A 24,317-nucleotide genomic window follows, 5' to 3' on the forward strand; every position below is an offset into this window, starting at 1 on the left:
CACAAAAAAGACAATCTTTTATGGATTGTCTTGGTACTTATGGGGTATCGTTTTTATTTGATTTTTTTAAAGCGGAGTCGAATCGAATTGCCTATGACAATTAAGTCTGAAAAGGCCATGCTTAAGGCTGCAAGCATAGGTCCGAGAAAGCCCACAGCGGCAAGCGGTATGGCCACAATATTGTACGCGAAGGCCCAAAATAGATTTTGTTTTATTGTCAATAGGGTATGGTGACCAATCTTTAGCAGCTTTTCAATGGATTTAAGATCATTGTTTAATAAAACCACCTTGGCCGATTGAATAGCAATATGTGTCGAATCACCGAGCGATATGCCAACATCGGCAGCAGCTAATGCCGGTGCGTCATTGATGCCGTCGCCGACCATTGCTGTAGGACCATTCTTTTTGAGTTTGGACAAGATTGCTAACTTTTCTTCGGGAGATTTATCCCAGTATACGTCTGCAATACCGAGCTTCTGTGCAGTACGTTCACATTTGCTTTGACGGTCACCACTTAACAGAACAGGACGTATTCCTCTATCCTTGAGGTATTGTATAAGTTCTTTTGCATAAGGTTTTATTTGATCCTCAAGAATGATACCTGCAATAACGACCTCATTGATAGTTAATGTCAGGTCGTAACGGTTTGAGTAATCTTTTTGCCCAAGTTTGGCATTGCAAATGGAATAGTTGTTTCCATTGGTATCTGTCGCAAATATGCCTTTTCCCCGTATTTCATTGACCTCCTTGAAGATAATACGGTAGGATTTAATTTCCTTCAGTTGTTTTCGGATCGATTTGGCAATAGGGTGGCTGGAATAGCTTTCGAGCTGGGCTATGATCGATTCAACTTGTGATTGTTCAATGCCAAATGTCTGTATTGCTTTGATATTAAAATCACCAGTCGTTAAGGTACCGGTTTTGTCAAACACCATCTGTTTGAGTTCGGACATTTCCTCAATCGTACTTCCGCCTTTAATCAGTATTCCTTTTTTTGCGGCCCTTCCTAAGCCCACCATAACAGCGGTAGGCGTCGCTAAGCCCATTGCGCAGGGACACGATACAACAAGTGTGGCTATAGCATTCATTAAGGACTGCTGCAGCGGTAATTGCGCGATAAAATAGGTGATAAAAAAAGTAAAAAAAGAGATACTCACAACAATCGGCACAAAATAAGCAGCTACCTTATCACCGAACTTTTGAATAGGCGGTTTTTTACTTTGTGCATCTTTAATTAACTGAATAATCTGATAGAGTACACTTTTGGACCCGACTTTGGTCGCTACGATGCTGATATTACCTTCGGTCAGTAACGTACCACCAATGACAGTATCATACTTTAGCTTCTCAACGGGCATACTTTCTCCTGTCAACATGGATTCGTCTACCCAGCCTTGTCCTTCCAAAATATCGCCGTCGACAGGTATCTGATTTCCCGTATTCACTTTCAGAATATCACCGGATTTAACTTCTTTGGCCAGTATTTCTATTTCTTGATCGCCTTCGACCTTGATGGCATGCACGTCCTGATATTTAATCAGATCTTTGATTGCGGATGTCGTTTTGGTTACCGCCCGTTTTTCGAGCACGTTTCCTAAGAAAACTAATGTAATGATCGTAGCGCATGTTTCGTAGAATTGGTAATCATGTCCAAGATGATAATACGTACCTATAAGGCTATAAATAAAAGCTGCAGTAGAGCCCACAAAAATAAGGACATCCATGTTAGGCATTTTATTCCAAAGGGATCGGAACGCGCTGATTCCGAAGTAGGAAAAGCCAATAAGATATACAGGGGTGCACAGGCCTAACTGAATATAGGGATCATGAAGTAAGGGATAATCCGTAAACATATGACTCCACAAAGGTAGCGTAAAGGTCAAACAAATGAGGAACTTAAATTCAATTGAACGCCAGAAGCTAGGCTTCTTATCCTTACCTGCAATAACTTTGTAGCCCAAAGACTCGATACCTTTGACCAGCACAGGTATTTTTTCCACGGGGATCTCCGAAAATTTCACTTCATCTGAAGCAAAATCGACATATATGTCTTTTGCTCCGTTGTTTTCCAGGTATTTGTGGATTGAAATAGCACAATTTGCACAATGCATTCCGGTTACATTAAGTTCAGTCTGCACGTTGGATTCCTTCATTTAATAGCATGTAATGTCTTTAGACAAAGATAGGTATTTCCTGATAATGCTTTTTACGTAAAGTAAAATTGTTTAGCTTAGCAAGCCTGTTTATAGCCTCTTGACAAAGATGAACTTCAGTATTGGGTGGGGAGCATTAAAATTGGATACACAAAAGCAACTTTAAATTTAGGGTGAAAAATGACAAAATCAATTTCAATTTCTTTTGTTATAAGGATCATTTTATGGATCGCTCTGACGGCCTCATTCGTGCCTTTGGCAGATATTTACGAACAAAAGAAGACCATTAGAGATATCGCCTATGGGCTAAACACTTTTTTAACGGCGAGTGTCCTGATCTCGATTGGGCATTTTATACTTGTTAAACTATACAATAGCCGAAATGAACAACAGGTTGTCCGTGGTAATTTTGTGCTCGGAATTACGCGGGTTGCAACGGTAGGCAATGTTTTTTTTATCCTGGTGAGTTTAATGATCGCAGTCGGGATCAATCCGAAGGATTTTATCACCAGTATGACTATCGTTGCGATGGCAATCGCCGTTATTTTTAGAGAGTATATCACCAATATGATATCCGGTCTGATCATTATGTTTTCCGATCAGTTTTCTGTGGGAGACCGGATAAAAATAGGCGAGTACCAAGGGAAAATTGTCGATATTACCTTGGCCAATCTAGTTGTACGGGATGAAGATGACGATGCTGTTATGATTCCAAATAATTTGGTATTTACGGCCACTCTGGTCAATAAAACCTCTCAAAAGTCCAATAAGATCGTTGTCAAATTTGAACTACCGATTGATCGAGCTGTTGCTGTGGCGGAACTGGAACGATATTTAAGTCCTTTATTTCAAAAGAATCCAAATTTAGATCACTCCCAGGGCTTTACGATCAAAGTTGCCGACCTTGCTAAAGATTATATCAAGTATAAAGTTGAGGTGAGTACAATTTCGTCAAGCAACAAGATACATCAACAGGTACAAAGTCGGATATTGAATGAAATTTTGCAATTTCAGCGTATACAAGGTTAAATTTTTCTCACCTTCACATTTTTAACAAAATGGTGACTTCCTTTCTCCAGAATGAGATCTGCACGATATCGCGTAGGTAAGATATTCTTGATTAGATTGGGTTTATTAATCTCATTCCAGATATTTACAGCCATGGACTGGCTTTCGTCAGCTGTCATATTCGCATATTTATGGAAAAATGATGCTGGATTTTGGAACGCTGTTGCCCGAAGCGACTCAAAACGGTTGGTGTACCATTCAATCAAGTTTTTTTCACTGGCGTGTACATAAATTGAATAATCAAAAAAATCGGAAACGAACACGCTGTGTCCCTTTCGCGGGCGCTGGGAGTTCACTTGTAAAACATTGATTCCTTCCACAATTAGAATATCGGGTTGTTCGATGATTTGTTGCTGCTCGTCGGGCAATACATCATAGACCAAGTGGCTGTAGACGGGAACGGCAATTTTTGGGGCACCTGACTTCACCGCAGAAAGAAAATGGATCAACCTTTTGGCATCATAGCTTTCCGGAAAGCCTTTTCGATTTAGAATGCCGCGGTCGATAAGTTGTTTATTTGGATAAAGAAAGCCATCTGTAGTCACCAGATCTACTTTTGGTTTTGAGGGTAGTAAACTGAGCACACGTTGTAAAACCCTAGCTGTAGTACTTTTTCCAACTGCAACCGAACCCGCGATACCAATGATGTAAGGTAGTTTGCTTTCTTCCTTGCCAAAGAAACGGTTTGTCCGTTGATGGAGACTTTGGAAACGATCGATATGAATCTCAAGCAGATGACTCAAGGGAAAGTAGACTTCTTCTATTTCCTGGTTTGTCAAAGGTTCATTCAGCGCATGTAGATTTTCCAGGTCTTCGACACTGAAGTTGTGCAATACTTTTCCATTTAAATTTTTCCAGTCTTCACGTTTGATCGATCTAAAAGGTGAGTCTATTGCTATTTGTGGATCCAATTGCATTGTTGCTTTATTTTTATTCCAAGTATCTCTAGTCAGAAGCAAATTCACCTTTTTCCGCTAACACGCGTTTTTAAAGATCATTTTTGCGCGGACAAATATAAATAGTGTTCCCCGTTATCCCAAGAAACATTACAAATGATTTGAAGTTATGACAATGGGATTTGATAATATTTTGTGGACAGGACACTTTTCAGCAATTTTAAACAACCGCTGTTTTTGAACCTCATCTAAATCTCCTTTAAAGCTGATATAGCATTGTATATAGGTAGTTTGCTGCTGCTCACTTGTTTGTACTTCATAGGATAAGCGCACCAAGACTTCTTCCAGAAGCCAGTTCTTGCGATCAGCATACATTTTGACCGTAATCGCTTTGCAGCTACCCAAAGAGGATAGCAAGAGCGGAGTTGGGTTTATACCCTGATCTTCACCGCCTACGTCTGTCGGTTCATCAACCGTTAGTTGATGTTTTCCATATTGTACTGTCGTTGTATAGGGGATTTTCCCTATTGAAACGATTACTTCATTGTCCATAAGCGATTAAAATTATGATTCAACGTCTTCTAGTAGCCCTTCAATAATGAGGCTTCCTGTTGCAGGGTTTGTTGCCAACGGGACATTATAAAGATCACATACACGCATGAGCATTTGAATATCTGGTTCATGGGCGTGTTTTCCTAGTGGATCGCGAAAGAAAATAATACCATCAACTTTTCTTTCGGCCGCTAAAGCTGCGATTTGTGCATCACCACCCATGGGGCCACTCAATTTCAATTCCACAGGCAAGCCTGTCTGTCTAACATAAGAACCCGTAGTACCTGTGGCAATGATATTGGCGCGTTCCAATAATTCCTGGTGGTCTTTGACAAATGCGACCATTTCAGGTTTTTTGCCGTCGTGGGCTATTAATGCAATTGTTTTTTTCATCAGTATATAATTAAATGTAAAAGAATCGGCTCAAATCTAAAAACAGAACCTTTCTCGATCGGTTTTGTATGTTATTTAAAGAATATATAGGATATAATAATAGCGGCTATCACACCGGCCAATTCAGCTAGTAGAGCGCAGGGTAGTGCATGTCGCGTACGTTTAATACCTACTGCTCCAAAATAAACAGCGAGGACATAAAAAGTGGTTTCTGTTGATCCCTGAATAACACAGGCAACCCGAGCTGCAAAATCCATTGGTCCTTTGGCGTTCATCAGATCGACCATAAGTCCACGCGCGCCGGAGCCGCTCAAAGGTTTCATAAAGGCGACCGGTAGGGCGTCAACAAATGATGTGTCCAAACCGCACAGGGCGATCCCCTTGGAAATTCCTGCTACCATATAATCCATTGTTCCGGATGCTCTAAAAACAGCAATCCCAACCAGCATAGCAACGAGGTAGGGGATTATTTTAACAGAAACCTCAAAGCCTTCTTTGGCTCCTTCAATAAAGGAATCGTAAACATTTACCTTACGGAAAAGTGCCAAGCCAATGAAAGAAGTGAATAAGCTAAATAAGATAACGTTCCCAAACACCTTGCTAAATATCTCTATTTCTGCTTGTTGTAATCCCGAAAAGTAATAAAGTAAGCCGCCGATAAACAATCCCATTGCGCCCAGGTAGCCAAGTACAACACGGTTGAATAAATTAATTTTTTGGTAAATGGAAACGAGAATCAATGCAACTAGCGTGGAAAAGAAGGTCGCAATCAGAATCGGCAGAAATACATCCGAAGGATCTGGCGCTCCGGCTTCCTTCCGATAGGCCATAATTGAAATCGGCAAAAGCGTTAAGCTCGAAGCATTGAGCACAATAAACATGATCTGAGCATTGGTCGCTGTTTCCTTATTTGGATTGAGCTCCTGGAGTTCTTTCATGGCTTTAAGCCCCAATGGCGTCGCCGCGTTGTCTAGACCGAGTGCATTGGCCGAAAAATTCATAAGAATCGAACCCAGTGCAGGGTGATTTTTTGGTATTTCAGGAAATAGTTTGTGGAAAAAAGGGCCTACGATTTTTGCAAAAATATTGATCATACCACCTTTTTCCCCAATTTTCATAATCCCAAGTGCAAAGCTCATCATACCAATCAATCCCAAGGATATTTCTGCACCTGTTTTTGCACTGTCAAAGATGGAGTTTACAATTTGTTGGAAGATTTCTGTATCTCCGAAAAAGATGAGTTTTACAAGGGCTACGGCAAATGTGATTAAGAAAAATGCAACCCAAACGTAGTTTAATGCCATATAGATTTAAAATATGCGTAAAAGTAATCTTTTAGAACTTATCCATCAACTTGCTCCATGGATTTTTCTTCTTATTTTGACTCTTTTCTTTAATGAGATGCGCAACGATATAATCCAATGTGTCTTCATGTTCGCTGATCATTTTATCGGATAAGGAGATCAATTTCTGTATATTATTGGGCGAAGCTGCATCTAATGATGGATTGATACTCGATAGATTGGCCGGTTCTATCCGGAGATAATTTTGTTGCTTACCGTTACTCTGAAAGAGTTGCCGGATAAAAAATTCGGTACTCTCTGAAGATGCACTCGTCATAATGTCAACTAAAGCGGGACCGATTTGTATAGCAAGTTTCTTCTTAAAATGTTCGTAATTATAAGCTGTTTTTGACATTCCAGTTCCTAAGGATACCATAAACATGTCGTTTATCTGTGTGCTGTTAAAAGCCTTTAAAACTTCAAGTAAGCCACATATGGAGGGATTTTGAGCAAACACACCGCCATCAATCAAAGGATATCTTGTTTTTGAAAGGGAATAGATCTCTGCAACAGGGAAAAATGTGGGCGCAGCGGATGTAGCCTTGCAGACATCTTTGAGGTAGAAATCCCGTGCTTCGCCGTGCGTAATTGCCTTTTGTTGTCTGAAAAAATGATTCTTCCGTAATTCAATGTTATAGGCCGTGATGATACAAGGCTTGATAAGATGGCTCAACCTTGCATTTTGAAAATACTCATCCAAAACGTCTGATAATGTGTTGGACGAGTAGAGTTCGCTGACAAGGCCAAATCCACCGAGAAAACGCCGCCATTTGGAAGCGTTGAAAATTTCAGTGCCATGATTAACAAATAAGTTTAAGGCATCCCGCGCAGAAAATTTCGGATGGGTGGGATTGCCTTCTTCCGGATACAAAAGAATACTTGTCAGAATTCCGCCGCTACTTGTACCTGCAATAAAGTCAAAGTAGGAGGCAATCCGTGCATTGGGATCCATGGTCTGTTTTTGTAACTTCTCTTCCAGAGCCACGAGAACCATTGCAGGAATAATACCCCGGATACCACCACCATCAAGCGCGAGAATATTCTTCATATGCTAAGAACTGATTTAGTTAACGATATGTAAATATAATAAATGTCTACAATTGGCAGGAGTCATATATTGGTGACAATTGTATCCTACATCCTGTGTTTAAATGCATAGCGAATCTTTTTAGTCATATCACCTTCGACAGCGTCGTGCTACCCGCTTAACAGTTTCTTGGTTAACAGGGATTTACTAGGAAGTTTATAGGGATATAACAGGGGGTTAACAAGGGTTTACCCCTGTTATACCCCTGTTAACCTCCTGTTAACCCCCTGTAAAACCCCTGATAATATAGAAGATAATGAGAAGATTATACAGATCTGATAAGATTGGAGATACGACAGAGAGGAATCTCGTGGTTTGTGGGTGTATTGGACCGTTGTAAACGCTTTTATAAGTTCGACCTAAACAAAAAAAAGCTGCCTCAAATTTTATTGAGGCAGCTTTTTTAGCGAGTATAGATACCGATTTAATTGAACCAAGCAAATACTTCGTCTTTCGTTGGCATATTGATATCTAGTTTCAGTTTTTTACGCATACCACCAAGATCATTAAAAACCTTGTTCGGATTCGCTTCTTTTAAAGCTTCAATGGTTGTAAAGCCCATTTTTTGTAAGGCGGGAACCCAGGCTGCAGGAATGCCTTGTTCCTCATAATCTTTCACTTCTGCTACTTTGGCTACTTTTTCAGGTCGCATTTGTGGGAAGAAAAGAACTTCTTGGATTGACGCATTATCGGTCAAGAACATGATTAAGCGGTCCATACCGATTCCAAGTCCAGAGGTCGGCGGCATTCCATATTCCAATGAACGAAGGAAATCCTGATCAATAAACATGGCTTCATCATCACCTTTCTCAGAAAGGCGTAATTGATCTTCAAATCGTTCACGTTGATCAATGGGATCATTGAGCTCTGAATAGGCATTGGCAATCTCTTTTCCGCAAACCATCAACTCAAAACGCTCTGTCAGATCAGGATTATCTCTGTGCTTCTTCGTTAAAGGAGACATTTCTTTTGGATAATCTGTGATGAATGTTGGCTGTATGTAGTTTCCTTCACATTTTGCGCCGAAAATTTCATCGATCAGTTTGCCTTTACCCATGGTTTCGTTTACATCGATGCCCATTCCTTTAGCAGCAATACGAATTTCGTCTTCAGATTTTCCAGTAATATCAAATCCAGTGAATTCCTTAATGGAATCTGTCATCGATATCCGTTTATACGGTGCTTTGAAGTCAATTTTATGTTCTCCGAAGGTGGCTTCAGTCGTTCCGTTTACAGCCAACGCACAATGTTCTAACAGACGTTCTGTAAAGTCCATCATCCAGTTGTAGTCTTTATAGGCTACATAAATTTCCATTGCGGTGAACTCTGGATTGTGGGTACGATCCATTCCTTCATTACGGAAGTTTTTAGAAAATTCGTATACACCATCAAATCCACCAACGATTAGTCTTTTTAAATAAAGCTCGTTGGCGATACGAAGATATAATGGAATATCTAAAGCATTATGGTGTGTAATAAACGGACGTGCTGCAGCACCGCCTGGAATGGACTGTAGGACAGGTGTTTCTACTTCCATATACCCCGCGTCGTTAAAGAACTGACGCATCGCATTGAAAAGCTTCGTACGTTTGATAAATATGTCTTTGTTACCTGGATTTACGATCAAATCCACGTAACGCATTCTATAGCGTTGCTCTGGGTCTGTAAAGGCATCAAAAGTTTTACCTTCTGCAGATTTAACGACAGGTAGGGGACGTAGCGATTTGGATAAAACGGTAAGTTCTTCTACGTGTACTGCAATAGCCTCGGTTTGTGTTGTAAAGACATAGCCTTTGATACCAACGATATCTCCGATATCCAATAGCTTTTTGAAAACGACATTGTATAGGTCTTTATTCTCATCAGGACAGACATCGTCACGCTTAATATAAGCTTGAATACGTCCGGTAGAGTCTTGAATTTCAAAAAATGAAGCACTACCCATCACACGACGACTCATGATACGTCCAGCAATGGTAATGTTCTTGTAATTCAATTTATCTCTATCGTAATTTTCTAAAATATCAGCAGCATGTGCATTGACGACAAATTCGTTTGCTGGAAAAGGATCAATTCCCATATCCAACAACGATTGCATCGCTTGTCTTCTAAGTTGTTCCTGTTCGGATAATACAGTACTCATTCGGTATGAATAATATTTAAAATGTGAAAATCACGCAAAAATAGCCATTTTTTTCAATTCTTTTTATGGATTTTTTTTGAAAACGCTGTAGCGAAAGGAAATTGCTTTCCGTTATATGGGATAAAAATAGTTAAATAGTGATATTATTACAGGGGACATTCGACTATTTGATTTTGAGTTTTATAATTTTAATTTCGCTATCTCCTCGAAAAAAACGTTCATAATGAAGGGGAGTATTCGATAAATTGTTTACATAGTATGTGCTATTGATTGCATATGAAAGGCAATTTGTCTAAGTTTGAAACTTAATAATTAAATGGTTTAAGTGGGTATAATTCAATCATATTTTTATAACAAGAAGCTATCATCTTTACATGATGCCTTAGAACGTTGCTTGCGCGATCGTGAGGACGGAAAGGCCTTCGTTTATAAAAAGTATTATGGTTACCTCATGGCTATTATTATTCGTTATGTAAAACAGGATGTAGATGCGGAAGAGCTTGTTAATGAAAGCTTTGTTCGGATATTTCGAAAATTGGAATCATTTAATAGGGATATTGATGATGAAAATCTTGAAAAATCATTTAGAGCTTGGATAGGGAGAATTGCTGCCAATATTTCGATTGATTTTTTACGAGGTAAGAAGCAGTTTTATTCGGTTGAAGATCTCGGAGAAGGGGATATGCACACGCCAGCAGTTCAATTGGACAGCCGTTTGGAAGTCAATGAGATTATGCGTCTATTGGATCAGCTTCCCGAAATTCAAAAAACTATTTTTAATCTCTATGAAATTGAGGGGTATTCACATGATGAAATAGCGCAAATGCTCAATATACCAGACAGTACTTCACGTACTTATCTGACACGAGCGAAACAAAAACTTAGAAAATTATACTTGGATTATACAGGCGTAGTTCAAGAAATAAGATAAATATTGTTGTTACGATGAAAGACAATAAGAAAAAGGAATTGATAGAAGAGATCGTTGGACAATTAAAAGACCATGAACTACCTTATAAAGAAGGTTCCTGGGAAAAATTTGCCTCAAACTATGGCGTTGCACCACGTAGTCACTCGAATTGGAAATATTGGAGTGCAGCTGCGGCTGTATTATTGTGTTTTGGTGTGGGGTACTGGGGCTTAAAGAATAATACACCTACGGATTCGCCTGCTGTGGCTTCGGTAAGCCATCAGGATAATGAAGATGTGGTAGGAAATAATAAGGATTTGAAAGAATCCATTCAACGCTCACTATCTTCCATTACACAAGATAAAGGCTTATCGTCACAGCAATTATCACAAAATAGGCCCTTTACCTATTCAATAGTAAAAGATCATTCGGATCAACAGATCGCTAACCACTTTTCGGGACTGAATTCAGGACAGGGGATGCAAGGGACTGAATTAACTGTTTCCAATGACATTGCAAATTTGCAGTCGATGCAATTGAAAAATAATAAGCTCTCTGCAAATATAATTTTGGATGAAAACGAGGTCGATCATAACGCCACTCAGTCCAATAGTTCAGCGATAGCTCATGCTAATTCCGCTGTGAGTTCTGGTAATCAAACACAACGCGATGCGGCAAAACTGTCGCAACTCTATGCTATGCAGCAGGGGAGCACAAGAAATAGTGTTATCCTAAATAAAGCCAGTCAAGAGAAAAAATGGGAGATGGGAGCTTTTGTTTCTCCGGCCTCTACCTCAGAGAGTATAACACTTGGTGGTGGGCTTGCACTTGCCTATAATATTTCAAGCAAAGTAAGTCTACGTTCGGGAGCATCTATTCAACACTATGGTGCTGTTTCTGGAAATACACCTATTACCCCAGCGATGGGATCAAATTCCTTTAATGCAGATGCGCCGAATTATATTTCTCAATCAAGTGTCAACAATTTGTTTGTTATGCGGACTGCAGATGCAAAAGATGCGAAAAGTAATGAACGGGTTTCAGGTAAAATCCTAACGGTTGATATTCCTGTAGATGTGAGATATGCGATTAATAAGAATTTTTATACGTCTGTCGGTGTGTCTTATGTCGGTGTATTAGATCAGGAACGTGCAACGATCTATGAAACAAATAATACGGAGTACAGACAAAAATCCCAAGACAAAAATGTTGATGATAAAGGTGTGAACGGCTTTATTAATTTTTCAGTTGGCCGGAAACAGAAAGTTGGAAAATTATCCATTTCTGTAGAGCCTTATTATAAAGCTCCAATCGGAAATTTGAAATCATCCGATTTGAACTATAGCAACGGGGGAGTGAAAATAATTACTAGTTTTTAAATAGCATAATGCTATAAAAAAAGCCGCAGTAAGCTTGAAGTTTACTGCGGCTTTTTTTATAGTCTGCAAATCGGGATTTATTAAAGTTCATCAACGCGAACCCAACCCATTCCTGCGGCTTTCGCACCTTCAACTCCTGGAATCCCGTCTTCGTAGACCAGACATCTTTCCGGAGCAATATTCAATTGAGCCGCTGCCAAAAGAAAGGGTTGTGGTGAAGGTTTTCCCTCAGCCGTATCTCCAGCACAAACCAGTGTTTCCAAATCATCCCATACACCGATGGTGGTTAATGTCATGGATAAGGTTGTTCTGGTTCCTCCTGAAACGGCAGCGATGTGTTTTTTACCTTTCTGATACTTTAGATGTTCAACAACGTAATCTACAGGCTTAGTCTTGAAAACATACTCGTCTCGAAAAATGGTAGACTTTAGTGTGGAAAATTCTTGATAATCGAAATCTACCTCATAGCGTTTGCTGATTTCCTCAGCAACAGCCACAGTGGGCCATCCGGCAGTTTCATCAATCAAATTGACGTCCAACTCGACTCCGTATTGTTTGGCTGCAGCTTTATAGGCTTGTTTATGTGCGTCCATATTATCTGCCAGGGTACCATCGACGTCAAATAATAGTGCGTCGTAGGATTCGGCAAGAAGGTTTAGTAATTCAAATTTTCGTTGTGATTCAGGTGACATATATTTAATAGTGAGCGGTAAAAATAAAAAAATATAATTGGACGAGCAAAAAAGAAGCCTTTCCCTTGTTACAAGGAAAGGCTTCTTGCTGTTAGCTCCGTGTTGAATATTCACAGAGGCAGCGTATAATTAGTGTGAACTTAAATTTTTCGCTTTCTCTTCATCGAAATTAGCTTCTAATTCAGCCAATTTTTTCTTACCGTATGCCATACGCGTGATCACGACGAATAGCACCGGAACGATAAAGATTGCCAGGAGTGTCGCAGCTGTCATACCACCAAATACCGTCCAACCGATTGTTTGGCGAGAAATAGCTCCAGCTCCATGGGATAGCATCAATGGAATAATCCCCAGGATGAAGGCAAAGGACGTCATGATAATTGGGCGTAAACGCAATTTTACAGCATCTAATGTCGCTTCATAAAGGTTCATCCCAATATCAACCCGCTCCTTAGCAAACTCTACGATTAGAATCGCATTCTTAGCAGCAAGTCCAATAATGGTGACCAGACCAATCTGTGCATAGATGTTATTATCCAATGTAGGGATTAATGTTAGGGTTAATATAGCCCCAAATACACCCAATGGTACAGATAACAAAATGGAGAAAGGTACAGACCAACTTTCGTATAAGGCAGCTAACAACAAGAACACAAACAGGATACATAAGGCAAAAATTTGAACGGTCTTTGATCCGGATTGCATCTCTTGAAGAGATAGGCCAGAGAACTGATAATCAAAACCTTCTGGTAATGTTTGTGCAGCCACTTCTTGTAATGCTTTTAAAGCATCCCCTGATGAGTAGCCAGGAGCCGAACTACCATTGATCTCTACACTTCTAAAAATATTGTAGTGATTGATGATTGACGGCATTGTCATCAATTCATACTTGACCAGCGTACCCATCGGTACCGGGTTTCCTGAAACATTGTTGACATACAGTTTGTTGATGTCTTCAATATTCATGCGGTACGGAATGTCAGCTTGAGTCACGACACGGTAACTACGGCCATACTTCGTAAAATCATTGACATAGCTACTACCCAAATAGGATGATATTGTCGAATAAATACTTGAGATAGGCACGCCCATGCGTTTTGCCTGTTCACGGTTTACTTCCAATTTGTAGTTTGGAGAGTTGGTGTTAAATAGGGTATAAGCCATTCCAATTTCCGGACGTTGGTTGGCTGCCATCAAGAATTTACCGACCGTTGCTTCGAAATCTTTGATATTTACAGTCTGTAAATCCTGTACTTGCAAAGAGAAACCTCCAGATGTACCTAAACCTGGAATTGCCGGCGGTGTAACAGCCAATACCCGAGCTTTGGTATAGCCCTGATATTTTCCCATAATCATACCGGCGATATCGTTTGCTGTGCGCGTACGGGTTTCCCAAGGTTTTAGAGAAACGAACACTGTTGCACCATTGGATTTAAACGCGCGGTTTAGAATATTGATACCTGAGATCGCAGTAACATACTTAATTTCAGGGAAAGTCTTATGTAGATCGGCTTCAATCTCTTTAAGAACTTCATTTGTACGCGCAGAAGAAGAACCTTCCGGCAAAGTAATACCTGCAAAAAATGCACCGCCATCTTCAGAAGGAATAAACCCTGTCGGTTTGGTTGTAAACATCCAGCCGGTTCCGATAAAAATACACAACAGAATAATCAACACCAGTGGTGCTTTTTTGATTGCTTGTTTTACACCATTCGAATATCTGATGGTGACTTTTTCGAACCAGATATTAAACTTATAGAAAAACTTGTTCAGTCCTTTTGCACCTTCATGTACGGCTGTAGGCTTTAATAAAATTGAACATAATGCGGGTGTTAACGAAAGTGCAATAAATGCAGATAACATAACGGACACAGCGATCGTGATGGCAAATTGTTGGTACAATTTACCGACCATTCCAGGGATGAAACCTACAGGAACGAATACGGCTGCCAAAATTAACGCAATTGCAATAACCGGCGCGGTGATGTCGCCCATGGCGCGACGTGTCGCTTCTTTTGCATCCAGCTTATAATGGTCGATATAGTGCTGGACAGCTTCCACCACAACAATGGCATCATCCACCACAATACCGATGGCCAATACAAAGGCGAGCATGGTCAGGTTGTTGACCGAAAAGCCAAACATCAGGAAGAAGATGAATGTACCGATGATGGATACCGGAATTGCCAATACGGGGATTAATGTTGCCCTCCAGCTTTGAAGGAAGAAAAACACCACCACTGTTACCAGGATCAATGCTTCAACTAGGGTATGGATAACCGAAGAAATTGAGGCATTTACTACCGAAACGGTCTCGTAACTGATGGTATAATCTACGTCCGTTGGAAAAGATTTCTTTAATTTTTCCAATGCTGTCACAATGCCTTCTGCAGATTCTACGGCATTTCCTCCCGGGGTTTGGTTAATCATCGTCGCAGATGAGGTCATACCATTTACGGTAGATGATGTACCATAATTAAATTGACCCAGTTCAACACGTGCGACATCCTTTAAAAGTACGATAGATCCATCTTTGTTGGTTTTTACAACGATGTTTTCAAAGTCTTCCGGATTTGAAAGGTCACTATCGGTAATGACTGGGTATTCAAATACTGTCGAAGACTCTTGTGGACGTCCGCCAACACTACCACCAGGTATGCGGGAGTTTTGTTCCGCAATTGCTGTTGATACATCGGCCGGAGTCATGCTTAGATTAGCCAATTTATTTGCATCTAGCCATACACGCATCGAAAATGGTTGCCCAAAAGCGGTTACATCACCGACCCCTTTCACACGTAATAGTGCATCTTTAACATATAAGTTGTTGTAGTTGGCTAAGAAATTTTCGGATCTTGTTCCTTTTGGTGAAGTTAAAGCAACCAACATCAGGATATCGTTATTGGCTTTACGGGTTGTAATTCCCAGACGTCTCACAGCTTCGGGAAGGGCTGGTTCGGCGATTCCCACACGGTTTTGTACGTCTAAGGTCGCAATATCGATATCCGTACCTACTTCAAATGTCACCGTAATTGTTGCTTGACCATTTGACGTACTATTGGACGACATATAAATCATGCCAGGTGTACCATTGATCTGACTCTCGATAAGAGTTGTCACGGTTTGTTCAACCGTCTGTGCATCAGCTCCGGTGTAATTGGCCGTAACCGTTACTGTTGGAGGTGCAATAGAAGGATACTGGCTAATTGGCAACGTGGATACTGCAATGATCCCGATAATTGAAATCAATATCGAAATAACGATTGCGGTAACTGGCCTCTTAATAAATACTTCTGAAATCATTCTATATCTTTTAGATTCTCTTTAAAAATTAATGGTGTTATTTTCCTTGATGTGCTCCTTTGGCAGCCTGTTGGGCAGCGACGGCAGCATCAACTACTTTAACGCCATTTTGGACATTCATGGTACCGTCGACGATAATCTTTTCACCGTTTTTGACACCTTCTTTAATCACAATTTTATCACCAGCTTTAATACCTAATTTTACTTGACGTATTTCGGCTTTGCTGCTATCATTCACAGCATAAAGGTTAAATACCCCGAGCTGTTCAAAGACAGCTTTGTAAGGTACAACAACTTCTTCTGTAGCCGAGGTTGTTGATACATTCATCGTAATATTCATACCAGCCCGCAATTCGTTGGCATTGTTCGGGAAAGTAGCCCGCACTTTGATTGTTCCGGTAGCAGGGTCAACTGCGCGGTCAATGGTTGTGATCGTTCCTTTGCCTTCATAAGTGCTTCCATTTGGCAATAAAAGAGAAAGGTCCGAAGAGGAATGGCTGCTTTGCAATTGGGTAAATTTGGCAATATCCTTTTCGTTTACCTGAAACTCAACAGCAATTGGACTGGTTGAAGACAAGGTATTCAATAGGGTTGTGCCTGGGTTAACCAAGGCTCCCAAACGCACCTGTGATATCCCTACAGTACCACTGAAAGGAGCGCGGATCGTCGACCGTGATAAGTTTGTATTTGCAGTGACCAATGCCGCACGAGCCGACTCTACCTGTGCCTGAGAAGCCGCTACATTTGATACTGCATTGTCAAAAACCTGCTTCGCAATCGCGTCTTTATCGGCCAATGTCTGGTAACGTGCTAAATCTCTTTTTTGTCGGTCCAAATCAGTCTGTGCGACCTGTAAGCTTGCTTTAGCTTGTTGGACAGCTGCGTTGTAGCGTGTTCCATCAATTTCATAAAGAGCTTGTCCCGCGGAAACTACTGCACCGTCAGAAACATATATTTTTGTGATATAGCCGCTTACTTCCGCATATAGATCTGCTTCGTTCAACGGTTTGACTGTTGCTGGATAGCTGATTGTACCTGTAACAGTCTCATGTGATGCGACACCAAAGCTGACAGGGACAACTTTTTCGGCCTGAGCCTGTGCTGCACCTTGCTTTTTTGCATCTTTATTTCCACAAGAGGTCCATACTAATGCCGTCCCAAGGAAGAAAGCGAATAATAATTGTCTTTTATTCATGATTTGTATTAGTTTCCGTTTATTGATTAATTTGTGTGGATTGCCCCAACTGCTTTCTGAACATCCAATTTACTTGACAATAGCGCATAAAGGGAATTCAAATAATTGAGCTGTGTTGTTTTGAGATCAGTCTCTGCTGTCATTAAATCGAGGTAAGTTTTGATACCTTCGTCATATTGAAGTTTGATTGTCTCGTATACTTCTTTGGAGAGATCCACATTTTCTTTAGCTGTTTTCCAGTCATTTAAATTCGCATTATAGGTTGCCTTTGCCAACGAATATTCTGTGTTAATGCTGTTTTCTAAATTTTTGATATCCCAGTCAATTCTTTCTTCCTGCAATCTGGATTTATTGATTTGTTTTTTACGTTTAAATCCGTCGAAAATTGAAAAAGAAACATTTAGGCCAACTACTGAACCCGGGAAATTGTCGGAATAAAGCTTACTGAATTTATCATTTCTATAGTTGAATGCGTAATTATAAAAAGCACTTACACTTGGTAAATATGTCCATTTATAATACTGTGTGCTCAACTGTTGAATCTTTTTCGATGTTTCCAATTGTTGGAATTCAATTCGATTAGAGACACTTATTCCTGCAGTTGTATCAAGTAGAATCTCTGATTCCATACTGCTATTATCAAATGAAAGTGTCAAATTTTTGCTTTTATCCAAAGCTAGTAATTGTTTAAGATATTCGTATTTATATTTACGAAGCTCAACTGTTCTTTTCTCGTCAGCATTCGAATTTGCCAAAGCAATTTGCGCTCTCTTATAGTCAGTTTTATCAACTAAACCCACATCATATTGTGACTTTGCATCTTTCAATTGTTTTTGAAGGCGAGCAATATTTTCGCGAACAATCTTGATCTGCTCTTCAGACGTCAGGATGTCATAATAGGCCTTACTGACCTCCACAACAGCTGTTATTTTTTTGTTCTCCGTATTTTGTTTATTACCGAGACGTACCAGCTCAGCGGCTTTTTTCGCCTGCATTAGCTCTGGATTAAGGATCTGTTGGTCTGCTTGAAGCGTTAAGGCACTCGCATTGTTCTGCCCCATTTTGATATTATTTCCGCCAATATTTGCTAATGGAACAATGACATTATAATTATAACTTCCTTTTAGACCCAATTGTGGGTACCAACCTGAAAGGGAGATGTCAATATCTTTTTCACCGATGGCCTCGTCCAATTGTGCTTGTTTTACAGAGATTTGATTACGTAAGGCGTAATCAATCAGCTGCTGAAGTGTTGCATTTGCCGGCAAGTTTTCAGATTGCTGTTGTGCAAATCCTGTATTACTCAAAAGCGACAGGGCCGCCAAGGAATAAACGATTTTATTAAACTTCATATATGTAATTAATTATTTTTTTCTCTATTAATAGCCCCATCCCAAATAATCCCAATTAAATCTTCTACATTCTGTTCAGAGAATTTGAGATCTTTAAATTTGATACTGTGAACAGTCGATAAGGCTACACCAATATAACTGGCCACCAAAAGATGGACGTCTACCTGTTTCAATATTTTTCGGTCAATGCCTTCTTGTAAAAAATCAACAACTTTATTTTGTCCACCTACAGGTTCTTGTATCTCAGCTTTGTTTTTCTCATAATAAGGAGACGAAAAAAACTGTTCAAAAAAACTGAAGATATGCCCATTTTCTAAATAGAACTTGACAAAGTTGCGCCAGATATGAACAAAGGAATCTTTATAATCGAAATCATCTTTTATACCATCAAAAATGTAATCATTCAGTAATGTTCTACAATGTTTGAACAGTGCAAAGATTAGGTCATCTTTCGATGGAAAATAATGGTAGATAGTTCCTATTGCTACATCAGAATCTTGTGCGATTTTGCTCATCGGCGTTCCATGGAAGCCGTTTGTTTGTATAAGTTTTAGTGTGCTGGCAAGTACTGCCGCAATTTTTTCATTGGAATTCATCAATCGAACGTTCATTCGGTTGCAAAATTAGCGATTAATTTGGATCCAAAATGTCAGAATATTGTTATAAATCAATAAATATAAAACGATTTGAACCAATAATACAATAAGGAAAAAAAGGTGAAATTGTTTTCAACTTTTTATTTTTTTTGATGCATAGAGGGGAGGTACCATCAATGAGATCAAGGTTGTAGCATGAGTTTCGCTTGTAAATTGGCCTGAAGATCTTGTATTAAAGGAGGTGAAGCGGTTGCAAATAGAAAAAAGCGGTGGTTTTATAAAACCACCGCTTTTTTCTATTTGCAATTTTTTAAACTTTTCTCCACTTCTTCCAAAGGATAAAGATTCTTTCCTTTGTTGATCTTGGTGTTGATATATGTTAATACATAAGCGATATCAATTGCAGAAAGATTTGAAGCGGGCATGGTATTATTAAACTTTTTGCCTGCTACTTCAAGTTCTCCGGAAGTTCCGTGCTTGATGATACAAGCAAGCTCCTGACGGTGCGTTTGCAGAAAGGTGGTATCGGTTAGGGGAGGATAGAGATTTCCCAATCCTTCGCCTTTCTCTCCATGACAATTTTGACAATGTGTCCGGTATACCTTTTGACCATTAACCGCATATTGTGCCGTTTTGATATCAACTTCCTGCTGACAGCCAATTAAGATCGATAAAATAACCCCGATCGTTATACCTGTTGTTAAGAGAATGCGCATGTTATTTTTTAGCTCCACTCAAGAGTAAAGGTAAATCGTTCATCAATTTTTTTACCTGCTCATCGTTTGTGCCGTCGTAGGCACCCCGAATTCTTTTATCCTTATCTATTAAGACAAGGTATCCTTGATGATCGTAACCTCCGGGTGCATTTTTATCTTCAGCGGTATAAACCAGGTATTGATTGGCTAGACCATATATTTCGGCTTTAGTCCCCGAAACAAACTGCCAGTGATTATTGGTTACGCCCAATTTATTGGCATAATCTTTCAGTACATAGGGTTGATCGTATTTAAAGTCTATACTATGGGACAGGAAACGAACTTCTTCATTATCCTTGTATTGCTGGTATATCTTTAATAGGTTGCGATTCATCGTCGGACAGATACTTGGACAATGGGTAAAGAAGAAGTTGGCGATATATACTTTACCCTCAAAATCTTTATCTGAAATCATTGTACTATCCTGATTGAGCAGTTTAAAAGGCGGAATAGTATGATAGACTGTATCTACGATTTGTTTTCCATCAACTGTTTTTTCTACAGCTTCTCTTTCGCCATAGATGGGTAAGCTTGTCTGGCTATTGTTTTTACAGGAAAATAAACCGAGTATAAGGCCAGCTGCGCAGTAAAATTTAGTTATGGATCTCATGTGTTCAATAGTTTTGTTTGTTAAAGCTTGATTCCATCTTTACACGAACAATTTAATGTTAATCTAAAGCTGGGCGGACTGCGTTATTTGAATTTTTGGATTTAAAAATTCTTTAATTTGTCTTGGCTTTCTTTAGAAACACTATCAAATATCTTTTTCATATCACTTACTTTTTGAAGCTCTGTTTCAAAATATTTAACATCTGTTGAATCCGGGTTATATCCTTTCATCCAGTCCATCATATGGTCTGTAGCGCTTTCTAAATTAGCTTTCAATGTGCTTAGCTCTTTTCTTGTTAAATTGGTGTCTAAATCAGACTTAGTTGTTTTTAGGTTTTTTAAATTTGCCAAAATAGAATCTATCTTAACAGCATCGCGGTCGAAATGAGCGATTTGAGGCATAATTTCATCATGTATCTTAATAGTTGAATCTTGCAGGGCTTTTACACCTGTTGCACCATTTCCCTGAGTTCCACATGCTGCTATTGCCAAGGATGCGATAGCTACAAACGCGATTTTATTCATGTTTTTTTGTTTTTTGGTAATTGGACAAATATATTAATTTCTTATGGCTCAATATTTCGATTTCTGGAAGGGAATGTAAAATTCAAGTCACGAATATAGGTTTCACAACGTACCGTGGCACAGAGATCGCCAGACTTATCTTTAATTTCCAGCGTAAAATCCTTTACTACTTTGCCTTTTGTGCGGATAATATGGGCACATTCTTCAAGGATTTCCTCGGAGAGTTGCACAGAATATTCCACGCTGGTTTTGCCGGGTTTCTTAAAGGTGATCTGTGATGATTTTAACCAGGCCACCGTTTTCTTAAAACCAATCTTTTGAAGATACTGATCAATGAGGATGGGGAATATTGGATCTGCCGCAGAAAAGATCGTTCCGCCAAATAATGTTTTGTTGGTATTTATATTGAATGGTGTCTTATAAATTTTTACTTTGGCGCCTTGGAAGCCGGGGCTAATTTTTTTTACCCAGATTCCCTGAAATAGAAATGGTGGGTAAATACGTAATAGCCATGTTAAGGCAAGTGGACTATATCTCATGATGCAAAAATAAAACAATGTGTCGGATTATTTTTCGAAATCTTGGTTTTATAGCTTCACTATGGTATTTTTACAGATCAAAAAACCTAAAATGTCAACAATAAAAGAAAAACAATCCAGCAGAAAAGTATGGTTACTGGTTATGATTGCGTCACTGGGCTATTTCGTCGATATCTACGATTTGATTATTTTCTCCATAGTTCGTATTCAGTCCTTCACTGATATTGGCGTCCCTGCGGAAGAAATGCGGGTAAAAGGTGAATTTGTGCTCAATATGCAAATGGGCGGCTTACTGTTAGGTGGAATTCTTTGGGGGATTATAGGGGATAAATTTGGACGTTTAAAAGTCCTTTTTGGATCGATTCTTTTATACTCTGTAGCGAATATTGCAAATGGTTTTGTACATGATGTGCTTATGTATGGTATTATTCGTTTTATAGCGGGCGTTGGTTTGGCCGGAGAACTGGGGGCGGGAATTACATTGGTTTCTGAAAGTATGCATAAATCAAAACGCGGTTATGGGACCATGTTGGTTGCCGGTGTCGGTGTTTTAGGCGCTATATTGGCGTATTTTGTCTCGGAAGAATTTGACTGGCGGACGGCCTACTTTGTCGGTGGTGGAATGGGCTTACTGTTGCTGCTGTTGCGTATTGGCTCTTTTGAATCAGGACTATTTAAGGATCAGGATAAATCGGGTGTTGTGAAAGGGGATATCCGCATGCTTTTTACAAATAAAAGCCGGTTAAAACGGTATGTTAACTGTCTCTGCATTGGTCTTCCAATCTGGTTTGTTGTTGGTGTTTTGGTCACACAGGCTCCGGAAATCGGCAAGGCCTTAGGGGCTACGGGCACATTGAGTGCTGGTCAAGGGGTGATGTTTACCTATATCGGTATTTCTATCGGGGATGTACTGGCAGGAATATTCGCCCAGATTTTAAAATCTCGCAAAAAAGTGGTGTTTATATGTCAATTAATTATCATTGGAAGTTCACTATGGTATTTATTGAGTGATGGTATTACAGCGACAAAGTTTTTAAGCCTTGCCTTTATAATGGGCTTAGGGGTAGGGTATTGGGCTACTTTTGTGACTATCTCAGCGGAACAATTTGGTACAAATCTCAGAGCAACTGTTGCAACGACGGCCCCCAATTTTGTACGGGGCGCACTCATTCCGTCAACAATGCTCTATGGACTTCTCGTAAATGCATTTGGAATTGTGCCAGCAGCAATTACCATGGTTGTCGTTCTTTCGGGTATAGCAATTTATTCGTTGACCCAGTTAGAAGAAAGCTTTGATAAAGATTTAGATTACCTCGAGGAGTAGTCAATAAATAGCTATTTTTTTCGTCCCGGACATTTTTTACAGCGTTTGCCTTCTTTATATTTTTTACAACACTTTTTAAAGCAGGCACAAGAAAAGTCAGAAAAAGGGTTCATAGCCGTATTCCGAAACTGAAACAAGCCGGCCTTATTTTCTGACTCATCGATCTCCAACACAGATTCAATAACTTCGTTCATAATACAAAGTTACAATTTGTTTAAAACAATTCTAAATAATAGAATTGTTTTTACATTTTTTTGATAAGATTTTCAATTATTTTAGGGAAGTACTGATGTTCGAGTTGCTGCCCTTTAAATTTAATAATGTCTAAAGTATCGTTGGGATCCACTTTGAATCGTGCTTGGTATATAATTTCCCCCTCGTCAAAATGTTCATTTGCGAAGTGAATCGTAATGCCATGTTCCTCTTCCTTATTGGCCAAAACGGCTTTGTGGACATGGTCACCATACATACCTTTGCCACCATATTTTGGTAGGAGAGCAGGATGTATATTTATAATTTGATTAGGAAATGCTTTCAGAAGGTTATTTGGAACGAGCCAAAGAAAACCTGCCAAAACAATCAGATCAATATTTAAGTTTTTAAGAATATTGACAACGTTGTCGGTTTTGTAAAATTCATCACGATCAAATATATGTGCAGGTATTTCAAAATTGTCGGCTCGCTGAATAACGTAAGCATCAGGGTTATTGGATAAAATCAAGGCAACCTCAGCTTCATCTGAATACTTGAAATGTTCCATTATTTTTTGAGCATTGGATCCTGAACCTGAAGCAAAAATAGCAATTCGTTTTTTCACGATTAATAAGTATTAATAGATTTGATCGATTTAAAAATTAGCCCAAACTTACGGATTTTTTGTAAAAAAACTAAAATAATAGTTGACTGAAGCGCATTTTTAAGTATTATTGATTAAAATTAATTGAATAGTCACTGTTGGTTTAAATTTCTTTAACATGAGGTTCCTTTATTCCCTATTTTTTGTAAGTGTATTTTTCTTATTTCAACCTGTTTTTGCGCAGGCACCCAAAACGCTTCCATCGTTTACTTTTGATGAGGTCTATCAGGCTAACAAGTTTAATTCGGACAAGCTTCCAAAATCGGGCTATATTGTGCTGGATTTTTACGACCCGGGTTGTGGCCATTGCCAGAAAATGGGGGCTGGTATCGCACAGCACTTGTCCAAATTCAAGAATGTATCCTTCTATTTTATCTCCATGAATGACAAGCCTTATGTCGATGGATTTATTAATATGCATGCGAAGGCATTGAAAAGTGCCCCAAATGTCAAATTCTTGTTTGATGCTGGAACTCAATTTATTGAAAAATTTAAGCCAAGCAATTACCCTTCGCTCTATATCTATGATGCAAAAACCAAAGTATTGGTACAGCATTTGGACGGCGAAGACGATGTAAACAAGTTGTTAAAAGCTTTAGGCATTACAGGTTAAATGTTTAAAAATTAGCAATAAAAAAAAGAAGGTCCGA

The 24,317-nt window shown here is 39.3% G+C and carries 22 protein-coding genes; 5 read left to right on the forward strand and 17 right to left on the reverse strand.

The window, feature by feature from the left end:
* Window positions 1–53: 53 nt before the first annotated feature.
* Window positions 54–2,153, reverse strand: coding sequence for a cation-translocating P-type ATPase (locus OK025_RS19310; protein WP_317666264.1), 2,100 nt, complete (start codon window positions 2,151–2,153; stop codon window positions 54–56).
* A gap of 180 nt (window positions 2,154–2,333) precedes the next feature.
* Between OK025_RS19310 and OK025_RS19315 the strand changes: the two genes are divergently transcribed.
* Window positions 2,334–3,182, forward strand: coding sequence for a mechanosensitive ion channel family protein (locus OK025_RS19315; protein WP_317666265.1), 849 nt, complete (start codon window positions 2,334–2,336; stop codon window positions 3,180–3,182).
* Here OK025_RS19315 and coaA read toward each other — a convergent pair.
* The 6 genes from coaA to lysS all read right to left on the reverse strand — a co-directional run bounded on the left by coaA (window position 3,179) and on the right by lysS (window position 9,635).
* Complete coding sequence (gene coaA, locus OK025_RS19320; protein WP_317666266.1) at window positions 3,179–4,138, reverse strand: type I pantothenate kinase; 960 nt, start codon at window positions 4,136–4,138, stop codon at window positions 3,179–3,181. The genes OK025_RS19315 and coaA overlap by 4 nt on opposite strands.
* A gap of 129 nt (window positions 4,139–4,267) precedes the next feature.
* Window positions 4,268–4,669, reverse strand: coding sequence for an OsmC family protein (locus OK025_RS19325; RefSeq protein WP_317666267.1), 402 nt, complete (start codon window positions 4,667–4,669; stop codon window positions 4,268–4,270).
* A 12-nt stretch (window positions 4,670–4,681) separates the two neighbouring features.
* A complete protein-coding gene (locus tag OK025_RS19330) occupies window positions 4,682–5,062 on the reverse strand; it encodes a methylglyoxal synthase (protein ID WP_046673562.1) in 381 nt (126 codons plus the stop codon).
* A 71-nt stretch (window positions 5,063–5,133) separates the two neighbouring features.
* Window positions 5,134–6,366, reverse strand: coding sequence for a nucleoside recognition domain-containing protein (locus OK025_RS19335; protein WP_317666270.1), 1,233 nt, complete (start codon window positions 6,364–6,366; stop codon window positions 5,134–5,136).
* 31 nt (window positions 6,367–6,397) lie between these two features.
* Window positions 6,398–7,453, reverse strand: coding sequence for a patatin-like phospholipase family protein (locus tag OK025_RS19340; RefSeq protein WP_317666272.1), 1,056 nt, complete (start codon window positions 7,451–7,453; stop codon window positions 6,398–6,400).
* Between the two features lie 463 nt (window positions 7,454–7,916).
* The gene (gene lysS / locus OK025_RS19345; protein ID WP_317666274.1) at window positions 7,917–9,635 is read right to left on the reverse strand and encodes a lysine--tRNA ligase; all 1,719 of its coding nucleotides are present in this window, start codon (window positions 9,633–9,635) and stop codon (window positions 7,917–7,919) included.
* A gap of 325 nt (window positions 9,636–9,960) precedes the next feature.
* Between lysS and OK025_RS19350 the strand changes: the two genes are divergently transcribed.
* Both OK025_RS19350 and OK025_RS19355 read left to right on the forward strand, forming a co-directional pair.
* Window positions 9,961–10,566: an RNA polymerase sigma factor gene (locus tag OK025_RS19350; RefSeq protein ID WP_317666276.1), complete on the forward strand. Its 606-nt coding sequence runs from the start codon at window positions 9,961–9,963 to the stop codon at window positions 10,564–10,566.
* 14 nt (window positions 10,567–10,580) lie between these two features.
* Window positions 10,581–11,924, forward strand: a complete 1,344-nt coding sequence (locus OK025_RS19355) for a hypothetical protein (RefSeq protein WP_317666278.1) — start codon at window positions 10,581–10,583, stop codon at window positions 11,922–11,924.
* Between the two features lie 80 nt (window positions 11,925–12,004).
* On the opposite strand, the gene OK025_RS19360 is transcribed toward OK025_RS19355, so the two are convergent.
* From OK025_RS19360 to OK025_RS19400, 9 genes are all read right to left on the reverse strand, one after another.
* A complete protein-coding gene (locus OK025_RS19360) occupies window positions 12,005–12,616 on the reverse strand; it encodes an HAD-IA family hydrolase (RefSeq protein WP_317666279.1) in 612 nt (203 codons plus the stop codon).
* Between the two features lie 129 nt (window positions 12,617–12,745).
* Window positions 12,746–15,916, reverse strand: coding sequence for a multidrug efflux RND transporter permease subunit (locus OK025_RS19365; RefSeq protein WP_317666281.1), 3,171 nt, complete (start codon window positions 15,914–15,916; stop codon window positions 12,746–12,748).
* Window positions 15,917–15,953: 37 nt separating this feature from the next.
* A complete protein-coding gene (locus OK025_RS19370; RefSeq protein ID WP_317666283.1) occupies window positions 15,954–17,111 on the reverse strand; it encodes an efflux RND transporter periplasmic adaptor subunit in 1,158 nt (385 codons plus the stop codon).
* Window positions 17,112–17,137: 26 nt separating this feature from the next.
* Window positions 17,138–18,463 carry a TolC family protein gene (locus OK025_RS19375; protein ID WP_317666285.1) on the reverse strand — a complete coding sequence of 442 codons (1,326 nt, stop codon included), beginning with the start codon at window positions 18,461–18,463 and terminating at the stop codon, window positions 17,138–17,140.
* An 8-nt stretch (window positions 18,464–18,471) separates the two neighbouring features.
* Entirely contained in the window at window positions 18,472–19,059 is a 588-nt protein-coding gene (locus OK025_RS19380; RefSeq protein WP_286735110.1) for a TetR/AcrR family transcriptional regulator, read from the reverse strand.
* Between the two features lie 296 nt (window positions 19,060–19,355).
* Window positions 19,356–19,775, reverse strand: a complete 420-nt coding sequence (locus OK025_RS19385) for a c-type cytochrome (protein ID WP_088161682.1) — start codon at window positions 19,773–19,775, stop codon at window positions 19,356–19,358.
* Between the two features lies 1 nt (window position 19,776).
* Window positions 19,777–20,424 (reverse strand): SCO family protein, encoded by a 648-nt coding sequence (locus OK025_RS19390; protein WP_317666287.1) that lies wholly within the window; start codon window positions 20,422–20,424, stop codon window positions 19,777–19,779.
* Window positions 20,425–20,525: 101 nt separating this feature from the next.
* A complete protein-coding gene (locus tag OK025_RS19395; protein ID WP_317666289.1) occupies window positions 20,526–20,948 on the reverse strand; it encodes a transposase in 423 nt (140 codons plus the stop codon).
* Window positions 20,949–20,989: 41 nt separating this feature from the next.
* On the reverse strand, window positions 20,990–21,487 hold the full coding sequence (locus OK025_RS19400) for a PaaI family thioesterase (protein WP_070563819.1): 498 nt from the start codon (window positions 21,485–21,487) through the stop codon (window positions 20,990–20,992).
* A 91-nt stretch (window positions 21,488–21,578) separates the two neighbouring features.
* Between OK025_RS19400 and OK025_RS19405 the strand changes: the two genes are divergently transcribed.
* On the forward strand, window positions 21,579–22,811 hold the full coding sequence (locus tag OK025_RS19405) for an MFS transporter (RefSeq protein ID WP_120334433.1): 1,233 nt from the start codon (window positions 21,579–21,581) through the stop codon (window positions 22,809–22,811).
* A 244-nt stretch (window positions 22,812–23,055) separates the two neighbouring features.
* On the opposite strand, the gene purN is transcribed toward OK025_RS19405, so the two are convergent.
* A complete protein-coding gene (gene purN / locus OK025_RS19410) occupies window positions 23,056–23,628 on the reverse strand; it encodes a phosphoribosylglycinamide formyltransferase (protein WP_070563826.1) in 573 nt (190 codons plus the stop codon).
* A 157-nt stretch (window positions 23,629–23,785) separates the two neighbouring features.
* Here purN and OK025_RS19415 point away from each other — a divergent pair, with 157 nt between their 5' ends.
* On the forward strand, window positions 23,786–24,280 hold the full coding sequence (locus tag OK025_RS19415) for a TlpA family protein disulfide reductase (protein ID WP_182981680.1): 495 nt from the start codon (window positions 23,786–23,788) through the stop codon (window positions 24,278–24,280).
* Window positions 24,281–24,317 lie beyond the last annotated feature (37 nt).

The sequence above is a fragment of the Sphingobacterium sp. UGAL515B_05 genome, from assembly GCF_033097525.1.
GTDB lineage: Bacteria > Bacteroidota > Bacteroidia > Sphingobacteriales > Sphingobacteriaceae > Sphingobacterium.

Coding starts and splice junctions, on each gene's coding strand:
- OK025_RS19385 (WP_088161682.1), bottom strand. CDS start 19,775: ATGCGCATTCTCTTAACAACAGGTATAACGATCGGGGTTATTTTATCG.
- lysS (WP_317666274.1), bottom strand. CDS start 9,635: ATGAGTACTGTATTATCCGAACAGGAACAACTTAGAAGACAAGCGATG.
- OK025_RS19390 (WP_317666287.1), bottom strand. CDS start 20,424: ATGAGATCCATAACTAAATTTTACTGCGCAGCTGGCCTTATACTCGGT.
- OK025_RS19355 (WP_317666278.1), top strand. CDS start 10,581: ATGAAAGACAATAAGAAAAAGGAATTGATAGAAGAGATCGTTGGACAA.
- OK025_RS19330 (WP_046673562.1), bottom strand. CDS start 5,062: ATGAAAAAAACAATTGCATTAATAGCCCACGACGGCAAAAAACCTGAA.
- OK025_RS19315 (WP_317666265.1), top strand. CDS start 2,334: ATGACAAAATCAATTTCAATTTCTTTTGTTATAAGGATCATTTTATGG.
- coaA (WP_317666266.1), bottom strand. CDS start 4,138: ATGCAATTGGATCCACAAATAGCAATAGACTCACCTTTTAGATCGATC.
- OK025_RS19370 (WP_317666283.1), bottom strand. CDS start 17,111: ATGAATAAAAGACAATTATTATTCGCTTTCTTCCTTGGGACGGCATTA.
- OK025_RS19375 (WP_317666285.1), bottom strand. CDS start 18,463: ATGAAGTTTAATAAAATCGTTTATTCCTTGGCGGCCCTGTCGCTTTTG.
- OK025_RS19335 (WP_317666270.1), bottom strand. CDS start 6,366: ATGGCATTAAACTACGTTTGGGTTGCATTTTTCTTAATCACATTTGCC.
- OK025_RS19415 (WP_182981680.1), top strand. CDS start 23,786: ATGAGGTTCCTTTATTCCCTATTTTTTGTAAGTGTATTTTTCTTATTT.
- OK025_RS19310 (WP_317666264.1), bottom strand. CDS start 2,153: ATGAAGGAATCCAACGTGCAGACTGAACTTAATGTAACCGGAATGCAT.
- OK025_RS19325 (WP_317666267.1), bottom strand. CDS start 4,669: ATGGACAATGAAGTAATCGTTTCAATAGGGAAAATCCCCTATACAACG.
- OK025_RS19365 (WP_317666281.1), bottom strand. CDS start 15,916: ATGATTTCAGAAGTATTTATTAAGAGGCCAGTTACCGCAATCGTTATT.
- OK025_RS19405 (WP_120334433.1), top strand. CDS start 21,579: ATGTCAACAATAAAAGAAAAACAATCCAGCAGAAAAGTATGGTTACTG.
- OK025_RS19395 (WP_317666289.1), bottom strand. CDS start 20,948: ATGAATAAAATCGCGTTTGTAGCTATCGCATCCTTGGCAATAGCAGCA.
- OK025_RS19380 (WP_286735110.1), bottom strand. CDS start 19,059: ATGAATTCCAATGAAAAAATTGCGGCAGTACTTGCCAGCACACTAAAA.
- OK025_RS19340 (WP_317666272.1), bottom strand. CDS start 7,453: ATGAAGAATATTCTCGCGCTTGATGGTGGTGGTATCCGGGGTATTATT.
- OK025_RS19360 (WP_317666279.1), bottom strand. CDS start 12,616: ATGTCACCTGAATCACAACGAAAATTTGAATTACTAAACCTTCTTGCC.
- OK025_RS19400 (WP_070563819.1), bottom strand. CDS start 21,487: ATGAGATATAGTCCACTTGCCTTAACATGGCTATTACGTATTTACCCA.